Source organism: Streptococcus infantis (genome assembly GCF_047464155.1).
Taxonomy (GTDB): Bacteria; Bacillota; Bacilli; order Lactobacillales; family Streptococcaceae; genus Streptococcus; species Streptococcus infantis_U.
The window spans coordinates 198078-212886 of sequence record NZ_JASHCL010000003.1 but is presented as its reverse complement, the minus strand read 5'-3'; the positions used below and the strand labels follow the sequence as shown (position 1 = coordinate 212886).

Below are 14809 nucleotides of genomic sequence, written 5' to 3'. Positions count from 1 at the left end.
CATTCATGTATTCAGTATACCACACAGTAAACGATTTCAACAAGTGAAATCACCTTTTTTTAACACTTTCTTTTATAATACAGTTGTTGTTTTCACGATAACTGTATTATAGTTTTGAAAAAAGATTTACCTATTTTCTATTTTTTCTGAAAAAGGGTATAATGAAGCTAGAAAATCCATCAAAGAAAGGACAGTCCATGCTCATATTTCCACTGATGAATGATTTATCACGTAAAATCATCCATATTGACATGGATGCCTTTTTTGCTGCCGTAGAAATTCGTGACAATCCCAAACTAAAAGGGAAACCCGTTGTTATTGGTAGCGACCCAAGAAAAACAGGAGGTCGCGGAGTTGTTTCGACTTGTAGTTATGAAGCGAGAATCTTTGGCATCCACTCAGCTATGAGTTCCAAAGAGGCCTATGAACGTTGTCCACAAGCCGTTTTCATTTCCGGAAACTACGAAAAATATACTGCTGTTGGTCAACAGATTCGAGCTATTTTTAAACGTTATACGGATAGGATTGAACCTATGAGTATCGACGAAGCTTATCTAGATGTAACTGAAAACAAGCTTGGTATCAAATCCGCTGTTAAAATTGCTCGATTAATTCAGCAGGATATCTGGAATGAATTACAATTAACAGCTTCTGCCGGTGTATCATACAATAAATTTTTGGCTAAAATGGCAAGTGACTTTCAAAAACCTCGTGGTTTGACGGTCATTCTTCCTGATGAAGCCGTAGATTTTCTCCAACAAATGGATATCGCTAAATTTCACGGTGTTGGCAAGAAAACAGTTGAAAAACTCCATCAAATGGGTGTATATACGGGTACTGACCTTTTAGAGATTCCTGAAATCACTCTCATTGATCGTTTCGGAAGACTCGGTTTTGACCTTTATCGTAAAGCTCGAGGTATAGATAACTCTCCCGTTAAATCAAATCGTATCCGTAAGTCTATTGGTAAAGAAAAAACTTACAGTAGGATTCTAAGTCTGGATGAAGATATAAAAAAAGAGCTAACTCTCCTTTCCGAAAAAGTGGCCCTTAGTCTTCAAAAATATGAAAAAAGTGGTAAAATCGTCATTTTGAAAATCCGCTATGCTGACTTTTCTACTTTGACAAAACGAAAAACACTGAGCCAACAAACACAAGACTCTGAAGAAATCGCACAAAGCATTATCCAACTTTACGAAACACTTAGCGATAAAGACAAGGGTGTTCGCTTATTGGGAGTCACTATGACAGGATTTTAAAAACCTTGAAGGATCTTCCTTCAAGGTTTCTTTCTTATACAAATAATCGAACAAAGCTATAAAGTAGTAAGACACTACCAAGAACAATACGGTATTTACCAAACACTGTAAAGTCGTGTTTTTTGACATAGCTGGTTAAGAAACGAATAGAAACCATGCTGACTGCAAAAGCTACTACCATAGCTACCAAGAGTAAGAAGAATTGGCCAAAAGTCAAGACTTCTCCAGCCTTGATGAATTTAAAAATCTTCAAAGCGCTGGCTCCAAACATAACTGGAATTCCTAGATAGAAGGTAAATTCTGTTACCACTGAACGACTAGTTCCATTTAACAAACCACCTACGATAGTTGCTCCGGAACGGCTAGTCCCTGGTAGAAGGGCCAAGACTTGGAAAAGACCGATATACAATGCTGTTTTATAAGGTAATTTATCTAAATCAGTGACTATTGGCTCAATCGCTTGCGCTTTATTACGTTTTTCAAGATAGATGAAGGCAACCCCATAAACAATCAACATGATGGCTACTGAAACTTTATTATAGAAATGGGTTTCAAACCAATCATCAAATTTAAAAACGGCTAATAAAGGAAGTGTAGCCACAAATACTTTGGACCATAATTGCCAGGTTCTACGAACTTGAACTTTATCCTTACCTGGTTTGAAGGGATTAAGCTTGTTAAAGTAGATAACCATAACTGCTAAGATTGCACCCAGTTGAATGACGACATTAAACATAGACATAAAAGTTTCATTTTGATCTTTAAACTGGATAAACTCTTGTGCTAAAATCAAGTGGCCAGTACTTGAAATCGGCAGCCACTCCGTGATTCCTTCAACAATTCCAAAAAAGATAGCTTTTAAAATTTCAAAAAAATACATAGATTACTCCTTTTTTCTATCCTCCATTATATCATACTTTTAAAGGATGTGTTTAGTTTTCTTTAGAAAGCACCAACACTTCCACCACCGCCACCGCCTGAGAAACCACCACCAGAGCTACCGCTTCCGGATGATACAGAAAAGGTACTTGCTGTATTTGCGACTGAGGTGTACAGATTGATTTGAGTAGCAGATGTGTGAAATTGTTTATCCCACCCACAAGATACATAAAGATTCATAGCAGCATTTTCAAGTTGAATATTGTGAAGTTTCATGATTTTATTCACCTTCTTAGCGTATCCATAGAGAGTTGCATAGACCAAAAGGCGATTCCAAACAACAATGCTCTCTAGTTCAGCCTTATCTAAATGTGCAATATCCCGAAGCATATTTTCAAAACTTGTCCAGAGATAAACAACTTCTGCCCCTTCTTCATTTAAGACTCCATCACGAGAAGGCCCTCGAGTTACAAAATGAATCAAAGCACTCGCTAGTAAACCAATTAAACCTAAGGAAAGTAACGGAAGCGAGAAATAGCCATGAGTTCGAAAGCTATAGTAGAAAATGATAAGTCCGACAACTCCTGTTACAACCGAACAGACTTTCATTTTTTTCACAAGATTATTTTCTTTTTCCGTTAAAGGTCGATAATAACTTGGAATTCGTAAAATTTTCACCTTGTCTCGAACACAACTTTGCATTCGTTCAAGTCGTCTCTCGAAGGAACGCTTGAGGTGCATGCCGAATTCTCGAATATGCTTCTCATCAGCTTTCTTAGCTCCATGGAACAAACCTGAAGAAACTTGATATTCAGGGAAAAGGTCTGAAAGAGCCAATTCTTTATTTGTAGAAAGAGTCATCCGCAGGCACTCCTTCTCAAAATTAGACAAACCTTTTTCGCTATTAATTCTCAGCCACGGCTCTTCTTCACCCTCAAAAAAAGATAAATGCCCTCGATCGACTAAATCTAATAAGGTTGCCTGAATTAGTTGTTCAAAGGTGAACTTACCAAACTTCTGCTTATTTAGAGGACTAACTTCCTCTAAGGATGTTGAATAGATTGCTTCTGACAAAACCATTGGAGGTAGGTCCATTGGGGGTTCGTAGAGACGATGATTCTTTGGATATACCTTTTTAAGAGTCGTATGCTGACGAAATTCTCTATAATAGTGGACCGTTACTAGTAAGAGAGCGATAAATAAGATTGGAAAAATCCATTTTATCATGATCTTGGCGTGCACTTTATCGGCCTTTATTTCTACCTCAATTCTCTTGAAGTTGCTTAAATTTTCTTCATTTAGACCCTGACTCGGAGCACTTGAGAAAGCCTCTCTTGGCCAATAGGCATGAAGTTCAATCTGACGATTTTTAGGAAGATTTTTCATCTTCACCCAGTAGATATCATTTACTTTTTCAACATTTCCCCCATTGAGGAGTTGACCAGTATGGAAAAAGAGTTTCTCTGCCGGACTATCTGAAGTCACTCGAAATTCTAGATCTTTGATATCTCCAGAACTATCTGTCAATGGTTGCCAATTTAGCTCAGCAATATCCTGATATAAGAAAAGAAGGTTTTTAAGTTGCCAAGTAACAGTCACACGAACAGTATCTCCTGCTTTTCCTGGATTAAAAATGGTGACCTTGTAGCCATCCTCTTCTTCCTTAGTATATGAAAGGACATCTTGAACAATCTGGCCATTTTTGGATACTAAGACAGTTGGTTCGTCGTCGATATCAAACCCGTTTGGCATTTTCCCTGCTTTTCCGAGTCCAATCAATTGACCATTAAAATCATCTTTAAAGTGGTAGGTGATTGTTTCTTTGAAAACCGCTGTATTATCTGCATGAATATTCAAATCACCTTTATAGGACAGAATATCGAAATCTACTGCAAAAACTAGACGAGGTACAAATAGCAAACAGGTAAATACCAGAGCAAGAAGCCATCTCTTTTTCATCTTACATTCCCTTTCATGTTTTTTCACTATTATATCATTTTTTAGAACTTAAGGTTTACTTGTATTGAAAATCTCACCATTTTTAGATACAATAGAGGGAGCCATTTTTAGACTAGAAATAGGAGAAAACATGAAAAAATTATGCTTATCTATCCTTGCTATCCTAGCCCTTACTCTAGGACTAGTTAGCCAGGTCCAAGCCGATGAATATTTACGCATCGGGATGGAAGCAGCTTACGCACCATTTAACTGGACTCAAGATGACGACAGTAACGGCGCTGTCAAGATTGATGGAACAAACCAATATGCTAACGGTTACGATGTTCAAATTGCAAAAAAAATCGCTAAAGACCTGGGTAAAGAACCACTCATTATAAAAACAAAATGGGAAGGACTTGTTCCAGCTCTGACCTCGGGCAAGATCGATATGATTATTGCAGGTATGAGCCCAACCGCTGAACGTAAGCAAGAAATTGCCTTCTCAAGCAGTTACTATACCAGTGAACCAGTACTTTTAGTCAAAAAAGATTCTGCCTATGCAAACGCCAAAACACTAGATGATTTTAAAGATGCAAAAATCACTTCTCAACAAGGGGTTTACCTTTATGACTTGATTTCTCAAATTCCAGGCGCTAAAAAAGAAACTGCCATGGGTGATTTCGCTCAAATGCGTCAAGCTCTTGAAGCTGGTGTCATTGACGCCTATGTTTCTGAACGACCAGAAGCCCTAACTGCTGAGTCAGCAAATGCAAAGTTCAAAATGATTCAGCCTGAACCTGGTTTCAAAACTGGAGAAGAAGATACCTCTATCGCTATCGGTCTTCGTAAGGATGACGAACGTATCAGCCAAATCAATGCTAGCATTGAAACCATCTCTAAAGATGAACAAGTTGCCCTAATGGATCGTATGATTAAAGAGCAACCTGTAGAAGCTACAACTACTGAAGAAAACAGCAGTAATTTCTTTAGCCAAGTTGCTAAAATTCTAACTGAAAACTGGCAACAACTCTTGCGTGGTGCTGGAATCACACTTTTAATTTCAATTATCGGTACTATCGTAGGTCTCGTTATTGGTCTTGCTATCGGTGTTTTCCGTACTGCACCTCAATCTGAAAATCAATTTATCTACGTCGTTCAAAATATAGTTGGTTGGATTCTCAATATCTATATTGAAATTTTCCGTGGAACTCCTATGATTGTACAATCTATGGTTATCTACTATGGAACTGCCCAGGCTTTCGGAATCAACCTAGACCGTACTCTGGCTGCTATCTTTATCGTTTCTATCAATACCGGTGCTTACATGACCGAAATCGTTCGTGGTGGTATCCTAGCTGTTGACAAGGGACAATTTGAAGCAGCTACTGCACTTGGTATGACTCATAATCAAACCATGCTTAAGATTGTTTTACCTCAGGTAGTTCGAAATATCCTACCTGCTACTGGTAATGAGTTCGTCATCAACATCAAGGATACTTCTGTATTGAATGTTATCTCTGTTGTAGAACTTTACTTCTCAGGAAATACAGTAGCAACACAGACTTACCAGTACTTCCAAACCTTTACTATTATCGCAGTTATCTACTTTGTCCTCACCTTTACAGTGACACGAATCCTTCGCTACATCGAAAAACGGATGGATATGGATACTTACACTACAGGTGCTAACCAAATGCAAACGGAGGATTTGAAATAATGAATCAACCCATTCTTGAAATCAAACACCTCAAAAAATCCTATGGACAAAACGAGGTCCTAAAAGATATTTCCCTTACTATCCATAAAGGAGAAGTTATTTCTATCATTGGAAGTTCCGGTAGTGGTAAATCAACCTTCCTACGTTCAATCAACTTACTTGAAACACCAACTGAAGGTAAAATTCTTTATCACGGTGAAAATGTCCTCGAAAAAGGCTATAACCTCACTCACTATCGAGAAAAACTAGGAATGGTCTTCCAGTCCTTCAACCTTTTTGAAAATCTAAACGTGCTTGAAAATACAATCGTTGCCCAAACAACTGTACTCAAACGTGATCGCTCAGAAGCAGAGAAAGTCGCTAAAGAGAACCTTGAAAAAGTTGGCATGGGAGAACGTTACTGGCAAGCCAAACCTAAACAACTTTCTGGTGGGCAAAAGCAGCGTGTTGCTATTGCTCGTGCACTTTCCATGAATCCTGATGCCATTCTCTTTGATGAGCCTACATCAGCCCTTGACCCTGAAATGGTCGGTGAAGTTCTCAAAATCATGCAAGATTTAGCTCAAGAAGGCTTGACCATGATTGTCGTAACCCATGAAATGGAATTCGCTCGCGATGTATCAAACCGCGTCATCTTTATGGATAAAGGTGTCATTGCAGAAGAAGGCAAACCAGAAGATCTATTTACTAATCCCAAAGAAGAACGTACAAGAGAATTTTTACAACGCTATCTTCGATAAGAAAAAAGACTGCAATGGCAGTCTTTTTTTATTTCCAAAAATGAAAAGGCAGATTCTTTTCGAACCTGCCTATATCCAAAGACTAATCTTCAAATTTTTCATGATTTTTATTGTAGAAATCAATTAAGCCGAGGGCTGTTTCAAAGGAAATGTTTTTAACTTTTGCACGTCCTTGAGCCAAAGCAATGATAGACATCTCACGGGCATTCGTTTCCTTAGAAATACGATACCCTGTGATCTTCTTATCACGAACCCAGCTAACAACTGCTTCTACTTTTTCAAAGTTAGACTTAGCCATGTTATTCTCCTATTTTTTTCTTTACGCAACTTCATTCTATATGTTTTTATAATATTTGTCAATTAAAACACATATATTAACTAGATTATTGCGTTAAGATTGTAATTATTTAGCTTTCAAAGCTGATAATATATGGGTTCGAATATCTTCAACTCCATTAGGATTTGCTGGCAAGAATATTGTATTATTTCCTTGTTTATCTGCAAAATTATTCAATGTATCCAAATACTGATTGGTTAATAGGATTGACATAATTTGTTCTTCAGTTAATTCGACATTGGCTCCTTTTAACTCTTTAATAGAATCAGCAAGTCCATCAACAATTGCTTTCCGCTGCTCTGCGATCCCCACACCATGGAGGCGATCTTTTTCTGCCTCAGCTTCTGCCGCTGTAACGATCTTAATTTTATCTGCTTCAGCCAATTCTTGAGCTGCCACTCTCTTACGTTGGGCAGCATTAATTTCGTTCATTGATTGTTTGACTTCTGCATCCGGCTCAACTTTGGTAATGAGCGTCTTAACGATAATATACCCATACGTTGACATTTCTTCCGCTACTTGCTTTTGAACTTCTAATGCAATTTCATCTTTTTTCTCAAACAATTCATCCAAAGTTAACTTAGGAACAGATGAGCGCAATGCATCTTCAATATAAGATTTGATTTGAGCTTCAGGTCTCATCAATTTATAGTAAGCGTCTGTAACGTTTAACTCATTTACACGATACTGAGTTGCGACATTCATAGTCACAAAAACGTTATCTTGGGTTTTGGTTTCAACCACGATCTCACTTTGTAAAAGGCGTAGCTGCACACGAGCTGCAATTTTGTCAATGCCAAATGGTGCCCGTAGATGAATACCACTATTACTTAACTTTTGATACTTACCAAATCGTTCGATAATTGCAACAGATTGTTGACGAACGACATAAACAGAGCTCACTAACACAGCTCCTACAATAAGCATTAGAATCACTAGAACAAGTAAAACTTGTAAAACCATGGGAATCTCCCCCTTTCTTCACTTACATTATAGCACTCATATATAGGTTAGGCAAATGATATGATAAAAATTTTATAGGATATTAAACAAGCATATTATATAGAGTTTCATTCCCATTCAAGTTAATATAAGACGGGTCAAATTTCTCCATTCGGTGAATCAAGCCCGCATAATCATGCTTGTTAGCAAGAGCAATCCCGATTAAGACTGGTCCTGTTCCCTTGCTGGCACGTTTAATATACTCAAAACGAGTGATATCATCATTTGGCCCCAAGATATCATTTACAAACTCTCGAAGGGCTCCAGGACGTTGCGGGAAATTCACTACAAAATAATGCTTGATGCCATCGTAAATCAAGGCACGTTCTTCCATCTCCGGCATACGGTTGATGTCATTATTTCCTCCAGAAATAATACAACAAATGGTATTTCCTTTTATATAGTCTGACAGTACTTCCAGAGCCGCCACACTAGCAGCACCAGCAGGCTCAGCTACAATTCCTTGTTTAGAATAAAGATCAATCAAGGTCTCAGAGATTAATCCTTCGTCCACTCCGATAAGCGTTTCAACATTTTTACGGGTTGCTTCATAGGTCAATTGTCCAACCTTCTGCACAGCGATCCCGTCTGCAAACTTATCAATTTCTTTGAGTTTAACGGGACCTCCAGCCTCAAATGCCGCCTTCATGGAACGAGCTCCGTTAGCTTCTACACCAAGAACTTCAATAGCAGGATTCGTTTCCTTTATATAAGTAGAAACTCCTGCAATGAGTCCTCCACCTCCTACAGGCACCAAGACAGTATCAAAATCAATAGATTCTTTTCGCGCTTCTTCTAAAATTTCATAAGCTACTGTTCCTTGTCCTGCTTGAACATAAGGATCATCGAAAGGATCGATGAAGGTACGATTTTCAGCAACTGTAAACTCTTGAGCTGCCTTAGCCGAAGCATCAAAGGTATCTCCTACCAATTTGATAGTTACAAAATCTCCACCAAAAAAACGAACCTGACCAATTTTCTGTTGAGGCGTTGTAATTGGCATAAAGATTGTTGCAGGAATCTTCATCTCATTACAAGTGTAGGCAACACCTTGAGCGTGATTTCCCGCTGACGCACAGACAACTCCACGCTCACGTTCTTCCTTAGTCAATTGTGAGATGGCATAATAAGCTCCTCGAATCTTAAACGATCGAACTCGTTGAGCATTTTCTTTTTTGAGATAAATTTTAGCTCCGTATTTTTCTGATAAGTAATGATCATATTCTAGTGGTGTATTGACTACTACACCACTCAGAACCTTGTGGGCCTTCACCACATCTTTTGCACTAAGCATAATCTTCTCCTTGATTCTTTTTCAAGATAAAAAGCGGGTTAGGTACCCCCCAACTCGCCTTCTATTTTTATTCTCAAAAATTAGTTGTAGATTTTGAATGCGTCATCGTCGTTTTTACCAACAAATGGCATTGCTTTACGCAATTCTGCACCAACCTTTTCAATTTCAAGGTTAGCTGCTTGTTCACGGTAAGCAGTCAATTTTGGACGTCCAGCTTTGTAATCGTTGACAAAGTCGTTAGCAAATGTACCATTTTGGATATCAGCAAGAACTGCTTTCATATTTTCTTTCACTTGTTCAGTAATCACACGTGGACCTGACACGTAGTCACCGTATTCAGCTGTGTTAGAAATTGATTGACGCATTTTCTTGAATCCACCCTCGTAGATCAAGTCAACGATGAGTTTCATTTCGTGAAGAACTTCGAAGTAAGCCAATTCTGGAGCATATCCAGCTTCAGTCAAGACTTCAAAACCAGCTTCAATAAGGGCAGTCAAACCACCACAAAGAACTGCTTGTTCACCAAACAAATCTTCTTCGGTTTCTTCTTTGTAAGTTGTTTCCAAAAGACCAACGCGTGCTGCACCAACACCTTTACACCAGTCCATAGCGATGTTTTTAGCATTTCCTGTTGCATCTTGGTAGACAGCGTAAAGTGCTGGAACACCAAATCCTTCTTCGTAAGTACGACGTACCAAGTGTCCTGGTCCTTTAGGCGCGCACATGAAGACATCAACATCTGCAGGAACTTTGATGAATTCGAAGTGGATATTGAAACCATGCGCAAATCCAACTGCATTCCCAGCTTCCAAGTTTGGAGCAATTTCTGCTTCGTACAATTCTTGTTGGATTTCGTCTGGTGCCAAAATCATGATAACATCAGCCAATTTAGTTGCTTCTGCTACTGTATAAGTATCAAAACCATCTTCTTTTGCTTTATCAAAAGATTTACCTGGACGAACACCGATAATCACATCGTGACCTGAATCACGCAAGTTTTGAGCGTGAGCATGACCTTGTGAACCATAACCGATAACAGCGATTTTTTTACCATCAAGTGCTGCTACTTTTACATCTTTTTCGTATTCCATTTGAACTGCCATAGTTTTTCTCTCTTTTCTATATTTATTGCCTTTTAGGCTGGTTTAACAAATTTAAGTTATTTTTTACTCAATGAAAATCAAAGAGCAAATTAGGAAGCTAGGCGCAGGCTGTACTTGAGTACGGCAAGGCAAAGCTGACGTGATTTGAATTTGATTTTCGAAGAGTATTAATCGCGGGTAAAACCAGTTGCACCCGTACGAGCGATATTCTTGATACCGTATGGTCGAATAACCCGAATCAAAGCTTCACTCTTTTCTGCATTCCCAGTCATCTGAACGGTAATAGAGCTCGGAGCCACATCGACCACAGTTGCACGGAAAGGCTGGATAATAGCTAAAATTTCTGCTCGCTTCTCAGCTGGTGCTGCAACCTTTACCAAAATAACTTCGCGCTCGAGGTGCGGTTTATCTGTGATATCACGGACACGAATCACGTCGACCTGACGGTTGAGTTGTTTGATGATTTGCTCCACTTCATCGTGAGATGCAACATCAATGATAATGGTAATCCGTGACACATTAGGATTTTCTGTCGCCCCTACCGAGATACTCTCAATATTGACTTGGCGTCTAGACAAGACACCGGTAAAACGATTGAGAACTCCTGACCGGTTTTGAAGTTTGGCTGTTAACATTCTACGCATTAAACTTCACCCCCAACATCTCATGATTACTCTTACCAGCTGGTACCATCGGTAAAACATGCTCTTTACGAGAAATATCTACCTCGATAAACATTGGTACATCTTCCAAGATGACTTCCAAATCCTTCTCTAAGGTTTCAGGATTATCAAATTTATAATTTTTAATCCCGTAAGCCTGCGCCATTAATTGGAAATCTGGGAGGCTATCAAAGACTGACTCTGATGTTCGCCCATCGTAGAAGGCTTCTTGCCATTGACGAACCATCCCAAGTGAATGGTTATTAAGCATGACGACCTTGATTGGAATCTTGTAGATGTTCAAGATTGCCAATTCTTGATTGGTCATTTGGAAACCACCATCACCGACAAAGAGCACGACCTCCTTATCTGGATTAGCAATTTTTGCTCCAATGGCTGCAGGAACTCCAAATCCCATGGTTCCTAGTCCACCTGAAGTTACGAGTTGACGCTCGTTTTGGTATGGATAGTATTGAGCTGTCCACATTTGGTGTTGTCCGACGTCTGTTACAACAATGGCGTCCCCCTTGGTCAACTCACCGATGCGTTCAATGACTGCTTGTGGTTGGACGACACGTTCCTTCTTATCATAAGAACGAACACGATTTTTATCTTTTGTGACCTTTTCAATCCATTTTTCAGTATTGTTATGAACAACTGGTTCTGCAAGTAATTGTTGTAAGGCTTTTTTAGCATCACCAACAACTGGGATATCGACTGCGATAATCTTACCAATCTCTGCAGGATCAATATCAATATGCGCTACTTTAGCCTTCTTAGCAAAAGTCTTAGGATTTCCAGTCAAGCGGTCATCAAAACGACAACCAATAGAAATCATGAAATCTGCTTCTGTCATGGCAATGTTAGCTGCAAAGGAACCATGCATTCCACCCATCCCCAAAAACAGTGGGTGGCTAGTTGCAATTGTCCCTTGTCCCAAAAGACTGGTTACAACCGGAATTTGATACCGTTCTGCGAATTCAATCAACTCTGTGGCAGCCTCTGCGTAACTAATACCACCACCAGCAAGTAATACTGGTTTTTTAGCTTTAGATAACTGCTTCAAGATTTTCTTGATTTGCATATCATTGGGCTCAACGGTTGGTTGATAACTTGGTAAATCTATTTCTGATGAATAGACGAAGTCCGTTTCAAGAGCCGAAACATCTTTTGGTAAGTCAATAACAACTGGACCTGGACGACCCGTAGTCGCAATGTGCACAGCCTCTGTAATTACACGTGGAATATCCGCTGTTTCTCGAACCTGGTAGTTGTACTTGGTAATCGGCATGGTAATTCCGACAATATCTGCCTCCTGGAAAGCATCCTTACCGATTCCCGCTCTTGCCACCTGACCAGTGAAGACCAAAAGGGGAACACTATCACTCATAGCATCTGCAATACCAGTAATGGTATTAGTGGCTCCTGGTCCACTTGTGACGACTGCGACACCAAGTTTCCCTGTTGACTTAGCATAACCTTCTGCTTCATGAAGACAACCTTGTTCATGCCGACCTAGAATATGGCGAATGCCTTTAAAATTATAAATAGCATCATATAAAGGCAATACCGCCCCGCCTGGATAACCAAAAATCGTATCGATTCCTAGGTTACGGAGCGTTTCCAAAACGAGTTCTGAACCTGACTTTGGTGAATCTAAAATGATTTTCTCCATCGTTCCCCTTTCTCTTCTCAATAAAATGACTTGTTTCTATAATACCATTTTTTCAAAAATTTTCAAGACAAAAGAAACAATTTTCTGAATTTTCTATCTAGATACTTTACAATATCAAATTGATTCGAAAAATTATACGTATTTTTACCTTTTTTTATAGAAAAAAAGGTTGAGACTTAATTGCCTTCAACCTTTTTGTTTATTACTAATTAAAGTGAGTTAACGTCAACCTTGATACCAACACCTTGAGTAGTTGTGATTGTCAAGCTTGTTACGTAAGTTCCTTTAGCAGTAGCTGGTTTAGCTTTTTGGATTGTTTCGTTGAATGCTTTGAAGTTTTCAACCAACTTGTCAGCTTCAAATGAAACTTTACCGATGATAGCTTGTACGATACCTGCACGGTCAGCACGGTAAGTGATCTTACCACCTTTAGACTCTTCAACTGCTTTAGCAACATCCATTGTTACAGTACCAGTTTTAGGGTTTGGCATCAAGTTACGTGGTCCAAGGACACGTCCAAGACGTCCAACAAGAGCCATCATGTCAGGTGTAGCGATAACTACGTCGAAGTCCAACCAACCGTCGTTGATTTTAGCAACAAGGTCGTCTTCACCAACGAAGTCTGCACCAGCTGCTTTAGCTTCTTCAGCTTTTGCACCACGTGCAAATACAAGAACGCGAGATGTTTTACCAGTACCGTTTGGCAATACCATTGCTCCACGGATTTGTTGGTCAGCTTTTTTCACGTCGATGTTCAAGTTGTAAGCAACTTCTACAGTTGCGTCAAATTTTGCAAAGTTAGTTTCTTTTGCAAGAGCCACAGCTTCTTCTACGCTGTATGCTTTTGTGCTGTCGATTTTCTCAAGAGCAGCACGAAGTTGTTTGCTTTTTTTAGCCATTTTCTATTCTCCTTGTAAGTGGTTCAATCGATTTTCATCTCCCACGTCACTTCTCGAAATGATGAAGTCTTGCGGGTTATATAGGGAAGTTATTGATTAGTCAACAACAGTGAATCCCATAGAACGAGCAGTACCTTCGATCATACGCATTGCAGACTCAATGTTTGCAGCGTTCAAATCTGGCATCTTAGTTTCTGCAATTTCTTGTACTTGTGCACGAGTAACTGTAGCAACTTTAGTTTTGTTAGGTGTACCTGATCCTTTTTCAACACCTGCAGCTTTTTTCAAAAGAACAGCAGCTGGTGGTGTTTTAGTAACGAAAGTAAATGATTTGTCTTCGTATACTGAGATAACAACTGGAATGATCATACCAGCTTGATCAGCTGTACGAGCGTTGAACTCTTTTGTGAATCCCATGATGTTGATACCAGCTTGACCAAGAGCAGGTCCAACCGGTGGAGCTGGTGTAGCTTTACCAGCAGGGATTTGCAATTTTACAAGTTTTTCGACTTTTTTAGCCATTTTTAAATCCTCCTTTGTGGTTTTGGCGGTAATTTAAAGATTTTTACCTCCCACAAGTATGTTTTACACATACCCTACTATTATACACTAATCTATCTCAAATGCAAGAGAAAAATTCTATTTTTAGAGAAATTTTATAACGGAATTTGTCTATCTTTTCGATCATAAAAGAGTTGCAGACTACAAATTAAAAACCGCCCTGTTTTGAGCGATTTTTAGAAAAGGTTTTGCCTAGTTAGAGTCCAATTTTAAGAGAAAGCTAATCCCATTTTCAGATCTTCTACTCTCAACAAAATCAAGGGACTCAAACATTGTCTGAAGGCGTGATTGAAATCAAATAACTATCTATTTGAATGATTTGTTTCATTTTAACTTCCTTTTCAATAGGAGAGTCGCAGCTTGATTAAAACCATCACACCAGTTGTACCATTTTGCTTCATACTCATCTTGGGCTAAGATACGATTTTTTAGATCCAGAATAGAATTTATCTTTCTTTCCTCACAAGCTTTTGCATAAAGATGATAGATTTCATCACCACCATCTTTATCCCACTCAGCAGAAATCGTATCTTTACCTGTCAACAAAGCTTGGTAAGCTCTGTGATGCCCATCTGTAATCAACAAGCGATCTCCAAATGCAAGAACACTGATTGGATTTATATTTGGCTTCTCTACCGAGTGATAAAGCATCTGGATATCTTGCAACTTTTTTTCTGATAAGTATAGTTGACTCGGATGAAGATCTTTTATCTTGACTTCCATTTTTATCTCCTCAAATTTAT

General features: G+C 38.9%; 13 protein-coding genes and 1 pseudogene. 3 read left to right on the top strand and 11 right to left on the bottom strand.

The genetic code is table 11. The annotated features are described in order from the left end of the window. Window positions 1-197: 197 nt before the first annotated feature. Window positions 198-1259, top strand: coding sequence for a DNA polymerase IV (gene dinB, locus QM810_RS07305; RefSeq protein ID WP_414254506.1), 1062 nt, complete (start codon window positions 198-200; stop codon window positions 1257-1259). 34 nt (window positions 1260-1293) lie between these two features. On the opposite strand, the gene QM810_RS07300 is transcribed toward dinB, so the two are convergent. Together QM810_RS07300 and QM810_RS07295 are read right to left on the bottom strand one after the other, a co-directional pair. Continuing rightward, complete coding sequence (locus tag QM810_RS07300; protein ID WP_414254373.1) at window positions 1294-2139, bottom strand: undecaprenyl-diphosphate phosphatase; 846 nt, start codon at window positions 2137-2139, stop codon at window positions 1294-1296. 62 nt (window positions 2140-2201) lie between these two features. Continuing rightward, complete coding sequence (locus QM810_RS07295) at window positions 2202-4097, bottom strand: DUF2207 family protein (protein WP_414254372.1); 1896 nt, start codon at window positions 4095-4097, stop codon at window positions 2202-2204. Window positions 4098-4227: 130 nt separating this feature from the next. Between QM810_RS07295 and QM810_RS07290 the strand changes: the two genes are divergently transcribed. Next, a complete protein-coding gene (locus QM810_RS07290) occupies window positions 4228-5793 on the top strand; it encodes an ABC transporter substrate-binding protein/permease (RefSeq protein ID WP_414254371.1) in 1566 nt (521 codons plus the stop codon). Beyond that, window positions 5793-6533: an amino acid ABC transporter ATP-binding protein gene (locus tag QM810_RS07285; protein WP_414254370.1), complete on the top strand. Its 741-nt coding sequence runs from the start codon at window positions 5793-5795 to the stop codon at window positions 6531-6533. The genes QM810_RS07290 and QM810_RS07285 overlap by 1 nt, the downstream gene beginning before the upstream one ends. Before the next feature lie 82 nt (window positions 6534-6615). Here the strand turns inward: QM810_RS07285 and QM810_RS07280 are convergent, their stop codons facing one another. The 9 genes and pseudogenes from QM810_RS07280 to QM810_RS07240 all read right to left on the bottom strand — a co-directional run bounded on the left by QM810_RS07280 (window position 6616) and on the right by QM810_RS07240 (window position 14789). Next, the gene (locus tag QM810_RS07280; protein ID WP_004251963.1) at window positions 6616-6831 is read right to left on the bottom strand and encodes a hypothetical protein; all 216 of its coding nucleotides are present in this window, start codon (window positions 6829-6831) and stop codon (window positions 6616-6618) included. Window positions 6832-6936: 105 nt separating this feature from the next. After that, entirely contained in the window at window positions 6937-7833 is an 897-nt protein-coding gene (locus tag QM810_RS07275; RefSeq protein WP_178895385.1) for an SPFH domain-containing protein, read from the bottom strand. An 82-nt stretch (window positions 7834-7915) separates the two neighbouring features. After that, window positions 7916-9166, bottom strand: coding sequence for a threonine ammonia-lyase IlvA (gene ilvA, locus QM810_RS07270; RefSeq protein ID WP_414254369.1), 1251 nt, complete (start codon window positions 9164-9166; stop codon window positions 7916-7918). Between the two features lie 80 nt (window positions 9167-9246). Then, window positions 9247-10269 (bottom strand): ketol-acid reductoisomerase, encoded by a 1023-nt coding sequence (gene ilvC, locus QM810_RS07265; protein WP_006147961.1) that lies wholly within the window; start codon window positions 10267-10269, stop codon window positions 9247-9249. Window positions 10270-10436: 167 nt separating this feature from the next. Then, window positions 10437-10913 carry an acetolactate synthase small subunit gene (gene ilvN, locus QM810_RS07260; protein ID WP_214262333.1) on the bottom strand — a complete coding sequence of 159 codons (477 nt, stop codon included), beginning with the start codon at window positions 10911-10913 and terminating at the stop codon, window positions 10437-10439. After that, on the bottom strand, window positions 10906-12606 hold the full coding sequence (locus QM810_RS07255; protein ID WP_414254368.1) for an acetolactate synthase large subunit: 1701 nt from the start codon (window positions 12604-12606) through the stop codon (window positions 10906-10908). The genes ilvN and QM810_RS07255 overlap by 8 nt, the downstream gene beginning before the upstream one ends. Before the next feature lie 209 nt (window positions 12607-12815). After that, a complete protein-coding gene (gene rplA, locus QM810_RS07250; protein ID WP_045614410.1) occupies window positions 12816-13505 on the bottom strand; it encodes a 50S ribosomal protein L1 in 690 nt (229 codons plus the stop codon). A 96-nt stretch (window positions 13506-13601) separates the two neighbouring features. Then, a complete protein-coding gene (gene rplK, locus QM810_RS07245) occupies window positions 13602-14027 on the bottom strand; it encodes a 50S ribosomal protein L11 (RefSeq protein WP_001085808.1) in 426 nt (141 codons plus the stop codon). Between the two features lie 341 nt (window positions 14028-14368). Beyond that, a pseudogene (locus tag QM810_RS07240) lies at window positions 14369-14789 on the bottom strand (ParB N-terminal domain-containing protein). Window positions 14790-14809: the final 20 nt, after the last annotated feature.

Coding starts and splice junctions, on each gene's coding strand:
- QM810_RS07300 (WP_414254373.1), bottom strand. CDS start 2,139: ATGTATTTTTTTGAAATTTTAAAAGCTATCTTTTTTGGAATTGTTGAA.
- ilvC (WP_006147961.1), bottom strand. CDS start 10,269: ATGGCAGTTCAAATGGAATACGAAAAAGATGTAAAAGTAGCAGCACTT.
- dinB (WP_414254506.1), top strand. CDS start 198: ATGCTCATATTTCCACTGATGAATGATTTATCACGTAAAATCATCCAT.
- QM810_RS07295 (WP_414254372.1), bottom strand. CDS start 4,097: ATGAAAAAGAGATGGCTTCTTGCTCTGGTATTTACCTGTTTGCTATTT.
- ilvN (WP_214262333.1), bottom strand. CDS start 10,913: ATGCGTAGAATGTTAACAGCCAAACTTCAAAACCGGTCAGGAGTTCTC.
- rplA (WP_045614410.1), bottom strand. CDS start 13,505: ATGGCTAAAAAAAGCAAACAACTTCGTGCTGCTCTTGAGAAAATCGAC.
- QM810_RS07255 (WP_414254368.1), bottom strand. CDS start 12,606: ATGGAGAAAATCATTTTAGATTCACCAAAGTCAGGTTCAGAACTCGTT.
- QM810_RS07280 (WP_004251963.1), bottom strand. CDS start 6,831: ATGGCTAAGTCTAACTTTGAAAAAGTAGAAGCAGTTGTTAGCTGGGTT.
- QM810_RS07275 (WP_178895385.1), bottom strand. CDS start 7,833: ATGGTTTTACAAGTTTTACTTGTTCTAGTGATTCTAATGCTTATTGTA.
- ilvA (WP_414254369.1), bottom strand. CDS start 9,166: ATGCTTAGTGCAAAAGATGTGGTGAAGGCCCACAAGGTTCTGAGTGGT.
- rplK (WP_001085808.1), bottom strand. CDS start 14,027: ATGGCTAAAAAAGTCGAAAAACTTGTAAAATTGCAAATCCCTGCTGGT.
- QM810_RS07290 (WP_414254371.1), top strand. CDS start 4,228: ATGAAAAAATTATGCTTATCTATCCTTGCTATCCTAGCCCTTACTCTA.
- QM810_RS07285 (WP_414254370.1), top strand. CDS start 5,793: ATGAATCAACCCATTCTTGAAATCAAACACCTCAAAAAATCCTATGGA.